Source organism: Arenibacter sp. P308M17 (assembly GCF_003426735.1).
Classification (GTDB): Bacteria; Bacteroidota; Bacteroidia; order Flavobacteriales; family Flavobacteriaceae; genus Arenibacter.
The window spans coordinates 107,198-121,040 of the sequence record NZ_QVON01000008.1; the positions used below are offsets into that span (position 1 = coordinate 107,198).

13 protein-coding genes are annotated in these 13,843 nt (G+C 40.8%); 8 read left to right on the top strand and 5 right to left on the bottom strand.

The annotated features are described in order from the left end of the window. The 5 genes from D0S24_RS17645 to D0S24_RS17665 all read right to left on the bottom strand — a co-directional run bounded on the left by D0S24_RS17645 (position 1) and on the right by D0S24_RS17665 (position 6,325). Positions 1–912 (bottom strand): dihydrodipicolinate synthase family protein, encoded by a 912-nt coding sequence (locus D0S24_RS17645; protein WP_117021147.1) that lies wholly within the window; start codon positions 910–912, stop codon positions 1–3. A 153-nt stretch (positions 913–1,065) separates the two neighbouring features. Beyond that, positions 1,066–2,025 (bottom strand): dihydrodipicolinate synthase family protein, encoded by a 960-nt coding sequence (locus D0S24_RS17650; protein WP_117021148.1) that lies wholly within the window; start codon positions 2,023–2,025, stop codon positions 1,066–1,068. Beyond that, on the bottom strand, positions 2,003–4,342 hold the full coding sequence (locus D0S24_RS17655) for an alpha-glucuronidase family glycosyl hydrolase (RefSeq protein WP_117021149.1): 2,340 nt from the start codon (positions 4,340–4,342) through the stop codon (positions 2,003–2,005). The genes D0S24_RS17650 and D0S24_RS17655 overlap by 23 nt, the downstream gene beginning before the upstream one ends. Before the next feature lie 46 nt (positions 4,343–4,388). Further along, the gene (locus D0S24_RS17660; RefSeq protein WP_181938129.1) at positions 4,389–5,084 is read right to left on the bottom strand and encodes an SUMF1/EgtB/PvdO family nonheme iron enzyme; all 696 of its coding nucleotides are present in this window, start codon (positions 5,082–5,084) and stop codon (positions 4,389–4,391) included. Positions 5,085–5,104: 20 nt separating this feature from the next. Further along, positions 5,105–6,325 (bottom strand): hypothetical protein, encoded by a 1,221-nt coding sequence (locus D0S24_RS17665; RefSeq protein ID WP_117021151.1) that lies wholly within the window; start codon positions 6,323–6,325, stop codon positions 5,105–5,107. 551 nt (positions 6,326–6,876) lie between these two features. Here D0S24_RS17665 and D0S24_RS17670 point away from each other — a divergent pair. The 8 genes from D0S24_RS17670 (at position 6,877) to D0S24_RS17705 (ending at position 13,838) form a co-directional block, all read left to right on the top strand. Beyond that, positions 6,877–7,221: a rhodanese-like domain-containing protein gene (locus tag D0S24_RS17670; RefSeq protein WP_117021152.1), complete on the top strand. Its 345-nt coding sequence runs from the start codon at positions 6,877–6,879 to the stop codon at positions 7,219–7,221. Positions 7,222–7,471: 250 nt separating this feature from the next. Beyond that, the gene (locus tag D0S24_RS17675; protein WP_258922840.1) at positions 7,472–8,533 is read left to right on the top strand and encodes a DUF3365 domain-containing protein; all 1,062 of its coding nucleotides are present in this window, start codon (positions 7,472–7,474) and stop codon (positions 8,531–8,533) included. 283 nt (positions 8,534–8,816) lie between these two features. Continuing rightward, positions 8,817–9,419: a TetR/AcrR family transcriptional regulator gene (locus tag D0S24_RS17680; protein WP_117021153.1), complete on the top strand. Its 603-nt coding sequence runs from the start codon at positions 8,817–8,819 to the stop codon at positions 9,417–9,419. A 137-nt stretch (positions 9,420–9,556) separates the two neighbouring features. Beyond that, positions 9,557–10,822, top strand: a complete 1,266-nt coding sequence (locus tag D0S24_RS17685; RefSeq protein WP_117021154.1) for a TolC family protein — start codon at positions 9,557–9,559, stop codon at positions 10,820–10,822. 21 nt (positions 10,823–10,843) lie between these two features. Further along, a complete protein-coding gene (locus D0S24_RS17690) occupies positions 10,844–11,746 on the top strand; it encodes an HlyD family secretion protein (protein WP_117021155.1) in 903 nt (300 codons plus the stop codon). Then, entirely contained in the window at positions 11,743–12,123 is a 381-nt protein-coding gene (locus tag D0S24_RS17695; protein WP_117021156.1) for a hypothetical protein, read from the top strand. The genes D0S24_RS17690 and D0S24_RS17695 overlap by 4 nt, the downstream gene beginning before the upstream one ends. A 68-nt stretch (positions 12,124–12,191) precedes the next feature. Next, on the top strand, positions 12,192–13,103 hold the full coding sequence (locus tag D0S24_RS17700) for an ABC transporter ATP-binding protein (RefSeq protein WP_117021157.1): 912 nt from the start codon (positions 12,192–12,194) through the stop codon (positions 13,101–13,103). Next, entirely contained in the window at positions 13,104–13,838 is a 735-nt protein-coding gene (locus D0S24_RS17705) for an ABC transporter ATP-binding protein (protein WP_117021158.1), read from the top strand. It begins immediately after the preceding gene. The last annotated feature ends 5 nt before the right edge of the window (positions 13,839–13,843 follow it).

Below are 13,843 nucleotides of genomic sequence, written 5' to 3' on the forward strand. Positions count from 1 at the left end.
TTATATGACCTGGAATCCAGCGAACTGGTCTAAATATTCCTTGACTTTTTCCCTTTCCCTGTTTTCAAATTTTCTCAGTGGTAGGGCCATATGGTCCTCGCAGATATCCATTACCGATAGGGCACATTTGATGCCCTTGGTTATTCTGGAAGCATTCTTGCCCACACAATAAATACTGTTGTTAACAAATGCCACCTTAGAGCGCAGTATTTTTATGTCTTCCAAATTATTGGCCAGTGAGGCATTATATAGATCGACAAATAATTCTGGCAGGAAGTTAGCGCCCCCTGCAACGGCCCCATGACCACCATAAATGATGGTTTCCGGTAAAAACATTTCGGTGCCCACAATGATGGAAAATTCCGGGCTCTCCTTAAAAGCTTCGATCAATGAGTAGAAATAGGACATGTCGCCAGAGCTGTCCTTAATACCTATGGCACCCAATTCCTTAGCTTTTTTTACGGTCTCTAGGGAAAGGTGTAGTTTGGTGCAACTTGGCATATTGTACATCATTACGGGCAAGGGCAATTGCGGAATTAAGCGCTCCAAATAGTTCATCATTTCCTCTTGCGATATGGGAAGATAATAAGGTGGGGCTACCACCACGGCATCTGCCCCGGCTTCTTTGGAGTGGGCCGCAATGTCCAGGGAGCCATCAAAGGAGGTGTCGGTAATTCCTACCAGTACGGGTACCCTACCCCCTATAAATGTACAGGCCTTTGTAATAAGTTCCTTTCGCAATGCATAACTAAGACTGGGAGCTTCCCCATTGGTTCCCAAAAGGAATATACCGTGTACCCCGCCATTTATAAGGTGCTCTATGAGCCTTTCCAATCCTTTTACATCTAAACCGCCGTCCACGTTAAGAGGGGTTACCATTGGAGGGATGATTCCTTTTAATTCTAATGCCATATATTATATTTAACAGGACAAAGTAACTTTAAAAGGCAAGGGTGTACCACTATTATATTATTTAAAACAGATAATATATTGACCCTTGCGTATTTTATGTCAAAGTGATGTTGGATAGTGTTTAGGCCGTATTTGCCATGGGTATATCCAAGATCAATAGTTATGGCCATTTTGGACCTTAAGCTGGTTTTCAAGGTAAATTATGGTGTCTATATGTTTGTCCGCCAATTTTTTATGTATGGCATCAAAGGGAAGGATAGGATTTCGAACAATGGGGGTGTTGTAAATGCCTTGCCGGTACAATAACCGTTTAAAGAAATGAATGGAAATGTCCAAATGTTGATTGGAAAAGGCCAGTACTGGAATTATTTTCCCGAACAGGGCTTCCGCTTCTTCCGTTCTACCTTCTGTAAACATCCGGTATATGGCAGTATAAATGAAATGCATTCCAGTAGGCATAAAAGCATGTACGCCCCTTTGAAGCCCTTCCATCATTTGGGTAACCGCCCAGCCCCCACTTACGTTCAATTTTCCATGTGTGAGTTCTAGAATTCTGGAATATTTGGGTCCGGCAGGAACGGTTTCGATCTTTAGACATTGGAAGGCGGCCACCTTATCGAATAAATCCACTATAAGGGCATCCGAAAGGCCATACCCTGTAGCATCCCAATCTTGTAGCATGATCATTTCCGGGTCAAGGGCAGCCAATTCCATAAAATGTTTTCTGAACTGTTGTTCCTCTATAAAAGGTATTTGGAACAGCACATTTTTACAACCTATTCGCATATAGGCCTGAAGCAGTTCCTTGCTTTTGGACAGATCCTGTTCCCCGGCACCTCCAATAACCGGAATTTTGTCCCCTACGGTTTCCAATACCGTAGATAGCATTTCCAATCTTTCCGAAGGGGATAATCTATATACTTCCGCTGCCATAGCAGGCACCAATATTCCGGCAACCCTGGCCCTTAATGCCTCCTCTACATTGCACTTTAAGGCGGCATGGTCAATGGTATTCTCCTTGGTAAAGGGAGTATTTAGTACGCTAACAATTCCCTTTAGGGGGAAGGGTTCCTCTTGGGAAAACATCTTATTATTGTTTAATAAGCCAGACATCGGTTACTCGAGATTGTTTTCTCCAATTGAGGTGTTCCTCATCGGGCTTGTCAAAGCTTATTTTTAGCTGTCCGTCCTTGATCAACTCTTTCGGAAGTGGAAACTCCTTGAACTCCTCAAAGCCCTTTTCGTATTTGGTAGGTGATAGACGTTCTCCATTGGCTCTTAAAAGGGCCTCTCCATAACCTGATACTCGAATTAAATAATTGGAATCCGGATTCAACCCTTGGTATTCCAGGGTAGGGGTAAATTGGAACAATTGGGTAGAGAGCCGCTTTCTGCTTAAACCATCGTTTTCCCAAAGGAAGTCTATGGCATCATCTGTTTTTGAGGTTACATGTCTGGCATCTGCACTGGAAATATTGTCGTAAAAACTACCTTCGCCCGGAGATTCATAGTTTTTGATAAATTCTAGTCGCGCCAGCTTTTCGGCTTCCGACTTATATTTACCAATTTTTTTAAATTCATCTTCCAGCCACCATCTATTATTAAGGGGATAATCTATAAAATCCAAAATGGCCCCTCTTTCCGCACTACGTGCCTGATATTTTTCCACGCTGGTCTGAGCCCCTATGGATTGAAATAGTTTTTCACCATATTCAAAAACCTTTTCCTTCAGGTCTTGGGAGACCAATTCGGTATCTGCCTTATGGATATGCTGTAGGGCATCGCCCATGGCTTTATCGGCCCCAATGGTATTGGCCTGTGCCAATATTTCATAAGCTTCGGCCTCCAGCCTTTTTTCGTAGGCAAGTCGGTCTTTTATATAAGCATCGTAATAGGCCCGCATGATCAACTGCTGCCACCTCCAATTCTTTTCCAGCTCAGGGTTGTTTTCTTCCAAGCTTTTCCATAAGGATAAGGTTTTTTTAATGGATTCGTTTTCCAAAATGGGTCCGTCCCAATTCTTTTCCAGATCAAATATGCCTTGGGCCGCTTTTGCGGCCACCTTGGAGCCAAAGAAGAATTGGGCATATTCATGAATGATATCTTTGGGATTTTTCTTGGAATCCCAGCCCAATTGGCTCCATAGTACTTTATTAACATCGTCATGGGAACCATCGGAATAGGTAATAAAGCCATCGGTATATTTGATGTCCCTGTTAAATAGTTGGGTATACATAATTGGTTGAGGATTTATCGGTTCCCTTCCCAGGGTCAATGCATATGCCTGATCCCAATTATCTACCGGATAATGGCATCTTACGGTGTGGGTTATATCCGGATAAAAGCGGTGCAGGTATTTTTTCGGCAACATTTCCCGTTCCAATTCTATGGGCGGACTACTGGGACCATAGACAACTCCCTTGAGCCAATCAGGGCTTTCGGAATTTAGGTAATTAAAAAAATATTCCACTTTTTCCTTGTTAAAACCTTGTAATGAAACCCATATACCGGCATTTGGATGGTATTTGTGCAATATCTCCGACAAATCGTATAAATAAGGTATTAGTTGGGCAGGATGGTTTTCTCCTGGATCCCCTCCCGGAACAAATACTCCGTCCAATCTTGGGCATTTTGCGTAAAATGCTTCCTGCTCCGCAAGTCCGTCCTGATGGGCATTTGTTAGGGTCAGGTCGTGTGGGGCCGGCGTCCAGACCCAATAATCGGCATCGTATTTCTCACATATTTTGCTTAGTTCCACTTCCATGACCTGGGGATCTACCTTAAAATGTGGACTTGAATCGGGTTCTTGAAAAGGAATGTTTTCAAAACTATTGGCCCCAAAAAGTACTTGTTCCCTAAAATGCTGATCAAACTGCTCAATGGTCCAGGCATCCCAGGAATTGGCCGTGTTCCTATATCCGAATTGATGCCCACGAAGGGCGTATTCCGGGGATTCGGAAAAATCAATATTGGGGTTCAGCGTTATTTTGCCGTTTTCCATTTTGGCCGTTCTCAATAGTTTGCCAATTCCGTAGAGCACTCCTCTTGCGTCTGCCCCTATGATCCATAAGGTATTCTGATTATCTGTTACCTCATGAAAAATACGATAGCCTTCTTTTTTTAATTCGGGGGTATTTTCCCCATCACGGGCCGGTACTTTTGTTCCTAACAATTCCTTTTCGTTCGCCAAGGCCAAGGCAATGTTGGTTTTGTTGTCCCAACTGTTGTTTAATCCGAGTTGAAGGTCGGTTCGTTTTTTAATTTCTTCCACCAGGATATTAGCGGCCGTTTCTTGGATGGGAGATGTAATCTGGGCCGATATCACAATGTTTGCTTGGGAAAGATCCAAGGTTTTGGGCTGTTCCTTTTTGCAGGAAAGCATAATGCCAATACCCATCAGTACCAACCAAAATCTCAATTGTTTTTTCATTTTGTGAGTTTTTCTAAATTATAATATTTTTTATCAGTGCATGGTTCTAATCGATATCCTTTACACATCGTATGCCAACAGGGTATACGTGTATTTTTTCCGGTAACACATAATAGCGTTGTGAGGTGCGGATAAAGGAGTGGTTGTTAAAATTGGATCCGCCCCGCATTACTTTGTAGGTTTCACCATATTGTTCCATGGGTACGGTATTGCCAGGGTAGGGTTTATACCAGTCCGATGTCCATTCCCACACCCCCCCGGCCATATCATAGCAACCATATGGACTTGCAGGCTTGGCAATGGAAGTTCCGCGTGTCTCTTTTTGGTCCCACACAACATAGGTATTGTCATAGGTGTCTCCCCAAGGAAATATTCGGCCATCGATACCCCTGGCCGCCTTTTCCCATTCTTTTTCCGTGGGCAGACGTTTCCCTGCCCATTTAGCATAGGCGTCCGCTTTAGACCAGGTGACAACTGCAGCATTGTTCTTTTTTTCCGGAGGGTATTTAAAAGTAGGGTCAAATTTGGCAAACTCCGTATTGCTAACCTCGTACGTATCTATAAAGAACGCCTTTGTGCTTGCAATTTGTTGTGGTCTTTCATCCGGATCGCCATAGGTACTGCCCATAATGAACTCTCCGGCGGGAACATAAACCATTCCATCGGGCGGAGTGGGATTTTCCTGCCCAACAACATAAAGTATAGGTATTAATAAAGTGAGGAGGGTTAAATGAGATTTCATACGCTTCCTATTATTTGAGATTACCATTTTTCATCAATTATTCCGTAATACCTACCAAACCAATAATTTCTGATCATGGCGGCTGCAGTATGCTCTTCCTCGGAACGCACTATTTTAAAACTACCGTCTTTTTGTGGAATTTTAAATTCCCTGCTAGTGCGTTCAAATCCCCACATGTCCTTAATGCCCTGCTTTTTCTCTTCGGTAAAAATGTCCTCCCCAGTAAGTACCTTATAGACCATTAAAAACCAGATATTGCTTTCCCAAGTAAATTCTATATCCTTCCAATCGTACCAATGTCTGTTTAAATTCATTCTGTATTTATTGAGTAGATCGGGATCGGTCTCTAAACGCATCACCATATAGAGGGAACGGGCAGCGTGGTAATCGTCCCCTACATTGCGCCATTCTTTAGGGAATAGTATTTTGGAATTAATTTGGTGGTCGTCATAATGATAGCGATCTATAAGCATGTGGTAAGCGGCATTGTAACGTTCCTTTCCGGTAATATGATGGGTAACCTTAAGGGCGGCCAACATTTCCAATGAGTTGAGTTCCTGGTGCGGAAGGTTGGGACAGAAATTGCCCCACAAGGTCATTTTTCCGTCAAGATCCGTAAGCTTAAAATTGTTGTCCACTACCCGCCCAATAAATCGATCTAGGAGACCGGCTGCTTTCTCCTTGTATTCTGCATCGGCACATAATTCCCAAAATGTTCCCACGCCGTAAAATATGGAAGTGAACTTATCTGCGCTTAAATCCCCCAGCCATCGGTAACCGGGTATGGAGGACGATGGGTGCCATTCATGGTACCAAAAGACCTCTTCGTGCCAAAGGGGTTGGCTGGTCCTATTGAAGCTACGCGCTACCAATCCTTCAACACCTGTTACTTTTTCCAATTTTAGTATGGCTTCAAAGATGTCATTGGCTATTTTCTTGTCCCTCGGGTCTCCTGTAATGGCATACTTATGGGAATAGGCGGCCAACATTTCGGAAGTGGGATCAAGACAATCGGCCTGGGAACCTACTATAGGCTGCTCCAGTCCGGCAGGAGGAAAAATAACGTGCTGCATTATGGCGCCTTCGTTCCAGTGGTTGCCAAGCATCAACCTATCAAACATTTCCACCTTTTTGTATAATGGGTCTGTTTTCTTTGGGAATTCATTTACTTTTTGGGCAAGCAGTCCATGGCTTAAAAAAATGAAAACCGTAACCAAGGGCAATAATGAATATTTAAACATGGCTATTTCCTTTTGTAAGCATTTAAGTTTTGGTTGAAATGATTTTTGCTATAATTCTATGTGGCCCATTATACTCTTGGTGTTTCGTAAAGAATATACATTAAGCGCGTTTATTCTTTCTTCATTACATTAATGAAATAATATTAACTCAATTTAATGAATAAAACCAATAAAATATTAGTTGAGGTTAATATATAATGCATATTAAGTAATATATATTATATGACACTTGCTAGAGGGGCTGCTTTTAAAATTGGTCCTGGGCAACCAAGGGAATTTTGTCGCTAGTTGGAGCTTACCTCCTGTACCTCTTTGTTGTTTTTTGGCCGTCATTTGGATTTCAACGCTTTCTAAGTTAATCTATAAGGGTTGGCAAATATTTTTAGGGAAAATGTCATGTGTAACAAAAGTTGCTGTGGACAAAAAATGGCCGGCCTATCTTTACGGTATAAATGTTTTGGTTGGTTGTATAAGGAAACGGTCATTGTAAAAGGTGGCGGTTTCCTTTTTTTGAACTAGGACTTTGGAATAACTCAAAAAAAAGAAATAATATGTCTATTTTTAGTACACTTTTCGGAACAAGACAGGAGAAATCGGATAAAATTGAAATTTTGGATCAAGCCGACTTTTCAGCCGCCATAGCGGGTAAAAAAGTACAACTTATTGATGTTCGTACGCCTAATGAATATGCTGACGGTCATATAAAAAATGCCGTAAATGTTGACTTTTTCAATGCCGCTGGCTTTGAAAGATACTGTGAAAAAATGTCCAGGGAAAAGCCAGTGTACCTATATTGTCATTCCGGTGCAAGAAGCCGGAGAGCGGCGCATAAATTGATCGGTATGGGTTTTGAAAAAGTGGTTGATCTAAAGGGAGGCTACATGGCTTGGAGATAATGTCCTTGCTATGGGGAACATATAAGTATGGCTTAAATTAATGGTATGAAATGAGCCATAACAATAAAATGGATACCAACCGATAATTATCGGGACAAAATGTTAATAGGCGAAATCGAAGATTCATGAACTCCATTAAAAATAAGTCATAATGATGTGAATAATTACACCTGCCTGTCCGCCCGTTCCGGTACGGACGGGAACGAAGAAGTCGGGCAGGTCTGACCATTAAAAACATAAATAGTAACAGATGAATAAGGATGGGGGCAGGAATAAATCCAAAATTATGAACATTATGAAATATCTATCTTTTTTTACTATTCTATTAATGACCCTAGCAAGCTGTAAGGAGGCTAATAAAACGGATAACAAATTGGTAGAAACCAAGGTAGATAGCTCATCGGTAGATCGGGCAAAGATACATCCAGGGAAAAAGATTATGGAGACAGAGTGCTATTTATGTCACAATCCCAAAGCTTCCCAAGTCAGCATGATTGCCCCTCCCATGGTGGCCATTAAGAGGCACTATATAGATTCAACGACTACTAAGGAACAATTCATAGAAGCTATTGTGGCTTGGATCAATGATCCACAGGAGGAAAAATCCAAAATGCCCGGTGCACTTAATAGATTTGGTATAATGCCCTATCAACCCTATCCCGAAGAAACCATTGGCCTTATTGCCGAATACATGTATGATTATGAAATTGCACAACCTGAATGGTTCAATGAACATTATCAGAGGGAGCACGGAAGAAGAATGGGTAAAGGAAAAGGTATGGAAAAAGGAATGGACCCCGTTTCAAAACATGGATTACAACAGGATTATGGAGATATAGGTCTGGGTTATGCCTTGGCTGCCAAAGCGGCATTGGGGGAAAATCTAATGAAGGCCATACAGGAAAAAGGTACGGATGGAGCCGTAGCATTTTGTAACCTTCGTGCCATAGAATTAACAGATAGTATTTCAGTAATGAACAATGCCCAGATTAAAAGGGTCTCCGATAAAGCTAGAAATCCCCTGAATAAGGCCAACAAGGAGGAACTTGGATATATCACTACTTTTAAAGAGAAGCTTGCCTCCGGTATTGAAGTAGATCCCATTGTAGTTCCAGGCAACGAAGAAGTAACGGTATATTATCCTATAATTACAAATGCCATGTGCCTTCAATGCCATGGGAAACCCAATGAACAGGTCAGGCCTTCCACAATGGCCACTTTAAGAAAATTATACCCGGAAGATAAGGCTGTCGGTTATAAAGTAAATGAGGTCCGCGGACTATGGGGTGTGGTTTTTGATAAAAATAAGTAGATATTTCTTTTGGTCCTTTAGTTTTATAGATTGAATGTCCTTATTGCCTTGAGAAGAAAATGTACCTAATTTCGATATCGGGCGTAGCGCTATTTAGCAAGAAATAAGAATGTGAAGGCATTTAATGAAAAGAATTTGTTTCACATAAAGCCCATATACTATCCCAAAATATATTTTATAAATGTTTGGAAATAAATTAAATAACAAAGAATTATTGGCATTGTCCTTTTGGAATTAAAAAAATTTGTACATTTATTAACCATTTGGTTAAACTATTTAGTTAATGAAAGATCAGAGCACAGAAGAAAACATATTAAAGGCGGCCATAAGCGTCTTCCAAAAGAAAGGTATGGCAGGAGCCCGTATGCAGGAGATTGCGGATGAGGCAAAAATTAACAAGGCCATGCTGCACTACTATTACAAGAGTAAGCAAAAATTGTTCGAGGCGGTATTTAGGCAGGCCTTTGAAAAGTTTGCTCCCCATATCAACCAGGTCTTTAATTCCGATAAAAGCGTTTTTGAAAAAATAACGGAATTTACAGATAGCTATATTTCCTTTGTCATGGAGAATCCATACCTCCCCAACTTTCTTATTCAGGAAATAAATAACAATCCGGAGTTTGCCGATATATTTTTTGGCTCCGAAATCGCACCCAACCCCTTGCGCTTTAAGAAGCAGATAGCGGAGGAAATTGAGATGGGAATTTTAAGGCCCATAGACCCTAAACAATTGTTGTTAAACCTTTTTTCCTTGACCGCATTTTCATTTGTAGGGACTGGCCTGGTCCGTGGAATATTGAACTTGGACGAAAAAACATTTAAATCCATGATGGAGGAACGTAAGATTTTGATTCCAGAGCTTTTAATTAATTCTATTAAAAAATGAAACATACATGCATAGTTTTAAACGCACGGGGTAAAAGATTATTTGGATGTTGCACCCGCCAGTCCGCCCGTTCCGGTACGGACAGGAATGACTTTGTCGGCCTAGTGCTCCCACTGAAAATCAATAAATAAATACACATGAAAAGACTTTTTTTAATATTAATTTTCACTATACCTCTTGGCGCCTTGGCCCAGCAAACCCTAAGGTTGGAAGAGTGTTTTGAACTTGTTGCGAATAATTATCCTTTAGCCAAACAAACCGGATTATTGGAAAACCAGGTACAATTGGATATTGAAGCCTTAAGAACGGGGTATTTGCCCAAACTGGACCTGAACGCTCAGGCCACCTACCAGTCCGATGTAACAAGTTTGCCGATCCAGCTTCCGAATGTAACCTTAGAACCTCCCAATAAGGACCAATATCGTGCCACCTTGGATGTAAACCAAATGATTTACAACGGGGGTTTGATCAATGCTTCATCCAAGGTGAAGGAGTTAGCCTCAAAGGTAAACCAACAGCAGTTGGAAGTGAGCCTCTACGGATTAAAAAGCCAGGTCAATTCCATTTACTTATCGGTCTTATTGCTACAGGAAAACCAGGCATTGCTCCAAGCCAAGGAAGAGCAATTGAAGGCTCGTTTAGAAGATGTTAAGGCCGGCGTAAAATATGGGACTTTGTTGGGGTCTTCTGAAAAAACACTGGAAGCGGAACTCTTAAAATTAAGACAACAGTTTACGGAGTTGAGGTATAATAAATTGGAGTTGTTACAACGGTTATCCTTGCTTGTTGGTATGGAATTATCGTCCAATGTAAGCCTTGAAAGACCAGCTATTTTTATGTCGGAAACCCAATCCCAACGACCAGAAATTCGGCTTTTCGATCTTCAAAAGGATCAGATAGATTTTTCCTCCAAACTAATTTCAAAGACCAATCTCCCAAAAATCAATGCTTTCGCCCAAGGGGGTTATGGCAATCCGGGGCTGAATATGTTGGACAATTCTTTTAAAACCTTCTATATGGCAGGTTTAAAATTGAATCTGAACATTTTTGACTGGAACAAGACTAGGACCGAGAAAAAATCCCTTGAAATAAACAAGGAAATAATAGATACCCAAAAAGAGACCTTTGAACTGAACAACAATTTGGAATTGGTAAAACTCAAGTCTGAAATTGATAAGATCGATGCCTTGATTTTCACCGATAGGGAGATTATAGTACTACGGGAAGATATTCTAAAAACAGCGGAATCCCAATTGAACAACGGTGTAATTACAGCATCGGCCTATATTACCGAATTTACAAATTTATATGAGGCAAAAAGCAATTTAAATCTACACGAAACACAATTGCTATTGCACAAAATTCAATACGAAATTACTAAAGGAAGCTATTACAATAACTGATATAAACAATACCTGAGTAAAATGAAACATCCATATTTAATATTAACAAGTCTTCTCATAAGCATTTTAGGTTCATGTACCGGCAGTGGGGATAAAGCAGATGGTTACGGTAATTTTGAAGCTACGGAAATAACTATTTCAGCAGAGGCCAATGGAAAAATTTTGTTCCTGGATGCGGAAGAAGGAAATTTGCTGGCCCAGAATAAGGTTGTTGGCGTTATAGACACCGTTCAACTTTCCTTAAAGCGCGACCAATTATTGGCTTCCAAAAACACCATTTTTTCAAAATCCAGAAATGTGCTATCACAAAGGGAAGTGCTTAAAGAACAATTAAAAGTGGTCCAAAATGATAGGACTAGGATAGAGAACCTATTGCAGGCAAAAGCTGCAACTACCAAACAATTGGACGACATTAATGGACAGATCAACATTATCAAAGAACAGATTAAGAGTGTGGAAACTCAAAATTCTCCCATTATCAATGAGATAAAAAGTATAGAAATACAAATACGGCAAATTGAAGACCAGATCAATAAAAGTGTCATTCAGAACCCTGTGAAGGGCACGGTCCTGGTTAAATATGCCGAACCCAATGAAATTACTGCATTTGGGAAACCCTTATATAAAATAGCCAACCTGGAAGACATGATTTTAAGGGTCTATATCAGTGAAAACCAATTGTCCAAACTGAAAATTGGGCAGGAGGTAAGCGTAAAAATTGATGCAGGCGAGGAGATGAAATCTTATCCAGGGGTAGTATCCTGGATCGCGGAAAGCGCAGAATTTACTCCTAAAATTATTCAAACCAAAGAAGAACGTGTCAATCTGGTCTACGCAGTTAAAGTTAAAGTCCGTAATGATGGAAGTTTAAAAATTGGGATGCCTGCAGAAATGTGGATTGTCACAAAAACTAATGAAGAATGAAAACTACCTTGATCATCGCGACCATAGTTGCTAGCCTCATAGGCATCCTATCCGTATTCTCAGGCTCCATGGTCCTTTTGGGACTACGTTCCGTGGATTATAGGGTATTGGATTGGTTGGTGATCTACAACGTTGCCCTTGGAATTATATCCATTTTGGTGGCCTATCAAATAGGTAAGCAACACAGCAGGTCTAAATTAATGATAATGACCATCCTGCTTTTGCACTTTTTGGTATTGGTCTATTTGTACTTTTTTAATGATATGGTAGCTGATGAGAGTATAAAGGCAATGGCCTTTAGGGTAGGCATATGGGCAGCAATACTAATTCTGGTACTTCTAAACCATACAAAAACATTAAGCAACAATATAAAATAATGAACCATGAAATTAACAATCACCTTCCTGATAGTGCTATCCTTAGTTTTTATTGAGCGGTTAAGAAAATGAGCATCATTCTAAACAATATCAGCAAATCGTACAACAAAGTAAAAACTGTGGACGATATTTCCTTTGATGTAAAGCCAGGGGAACTGTTTGGTTTGATCGGTCCGGACGGCGCAGGAAAGACAACACTTTTCCGAATCTTGACCACCTTATTGATTCAGGATAAGGGAAATGCTACCGTTGCCGGATATGATGTTCTAAAGCAATACAAGGATATCAGAAATCACGTGGGTTATATGCCGGGGAGGTTTTCCTTGTACCAAGATCTTACGGTGGAAGAAAACCTTAATTTTTTCGCTACTATTTTTGGAACTACAATAGCGGAGAACTATGATTTGATCAAGGATATTTATGTCCAATTAGAACCATTTAAAGATCGTAGGGCAGGAAAATTATCGGGTGGGATGAAACAAAAACTGGCCCTATGCTGCGCTTTGATCCATAAACCCAAGGTGTTGTTTTTGGATGAGCCTACCACAGGGGTAGATCCCGTTTCCCGTAAAGAGTTTTGGGAGATGTTAAAACGGTTACAGCAAAAGGATATCACTATTTTGGTGTCTACCCCGTACATGGATGAAGCCGAACTTTGTGATAGGATTGCGTTGATCACCAACGGAAAAATATTGCAGATCAATACGCCCAGGGCAATTATCGCATCTTTCCCAAAGAAAATTTTTAAGGTACGTAGTTCCAACACCTATAAATTAATCGAAGACTTGAGAATTTACCCCGATATCCATAGCGCTTATCCATTTGGAGAATATCTTCATTTTACCCCTAAGTCCGAAGCATTTAGGCCAATGGATTTAACTAGGTATTTGGAGGAAAGACAGCATAGGGATATTGAGGTTAAAGAGACGGTGGCAACTATTGAGGATACCTTTATGGATCTATCTAAAGTAAATGAATAGATGACAAAAGATAATATGATACAGGTCGAGAACTTGACCAAAATGTTCGGGGATTTCACCGCTGTAAATAACATCTCATTTGAGGTGGGAAAAGGTGAGGTTTTTGGATTTTTGGGTGCCAATGGGGCCGGAAAGACAACTGCTATGAAAATGTTGATTGGAATATCCGAACCTTCCCACGGTAATGCCACGGTGGCCGGTTATAATGTGCTTACTCAGGCCGAACAGGTAAAAAAGAATATTGGGTATATGAGCCAACGTTTCTCCCTGTACAATGATTTGACCATTAAGGAAAATATTGTCTTTTTTGGAGGTATATATGGCTTGTCATCGGCAGACATCAAAGAAAAATCGCAAGCCATGATCAATGAACTGGGATTGCATGATATGGCCGATTCCCTAGTGGGTTCCCTTCCTTTGGGATGGAAACAAAAAGTAGCCTTTTCCGTTGCCCTGCTCCACAATCCAAAAATTGTTTTTTTGGATGAACCCACTGGAGGAGTAGACCCCATAACCAGGCGCCAATTTTGGGAAATGATCTATAAGCAGGCCAATAGAGGGGTTACCATTTTTGTAACCACCCATTATATGGATGAGGCCGAATATTGTGATCGGGTGTCCATTATGGTGGCCGGAAAGATAGAGGCTTTGGACACGCCAAAGAATCTAAAACATCAGTTTCAAGTGGATTCCATGAATCAGGTATTCCTAAAACTGGCAAGGAACATAGAATAATAAAG

Coding starts and splice junctions, on each gene's coding strand:
- D0S24_RS17645 (WP_117021147.1), bottom strand. CDS start 912: ATGGCATTAGAATTAAAAGGAATCATCCCTCCAATGGTAACCCCTCTT.
- D0S24_RS17650 (WP_117021148.1), bottom strand. CDS start 2,025: ATGTCTGGCTTATTAAACAATAATAAGATGTTTTCCCAAGAGGAACCC.
- D0S24_RS17655 (WP_117021149.1), bottom strand. CDS start 4,342: ATGAAAAAACAATTGAGATTTTGGTTGGTACTGATGGGTATTGGCATT.
- D0S24_RS17660 (WP_181938129.1), bottom strand. CDS start 5,084: ATGAAATCTCATTTAACCCTCCTCACTTTATTAATACCTATACTTTAT.
- D0S24_RS17665 (WP_117021151.1), bottom strand. CDS start 6,325: ATGTTTAAATATTCATTATTGCCCTTGGTTACGGTTTTCATTTTTTTA.
- D0S24_RS17670 (WP_117021152.1), top strand. CDS start 6,877: ATGTCTATTTTTAGTACACTTTTCGGAACAAGACAGGAGAAATCGGAT.
- D0S24_RS17675 (WP_258922840.1), top strand. CDS start 7,472: ATGAATAAGGATGGGGGCAGGAATAAATCCAAAATTATGAACATTATG.
- D0S24_RS17680 (WP_117021153.1), top strand. CDS start 8,817: ATGAAAGATCAGAGCACAGAAGAAAACATATTAAAGGCGGCCATAAGC.
- D0S24_RS17685 (WP_117021154.1), top strand. CDS start 9,557: ATGAAAAGACTTTTTTTAATATTAATTTTCACTATACCTCTTGGCGCC.
- D0S24_RS17690 (WP_117021155.1), top strand. CDS start 10,844: ATGAAACATCCATATTTAATATTAACAAGTCTTCTCATAAGCATTTTA.
- D0S24_RS17695 (WP_117021156.1), top strand. CDS start 11,743: ATGAAAACTACCTTGATCATCGCGACCATAGTTGCTAGCCTCATAGGC.
- D0S24_RS17700 (WP_117021157.1), top strand. CDS start 12,192: ATGAGCATCATTCTAAACAATATCAGCAAATCGTACAACAAAGTAAAA.
- D0S24_RS17705 (WP_117021158.1), top strand. CDS start 13,104: ATGACAAAAGATAATATGATACAGGTCGAGAACTTGACCAAAATGTTC.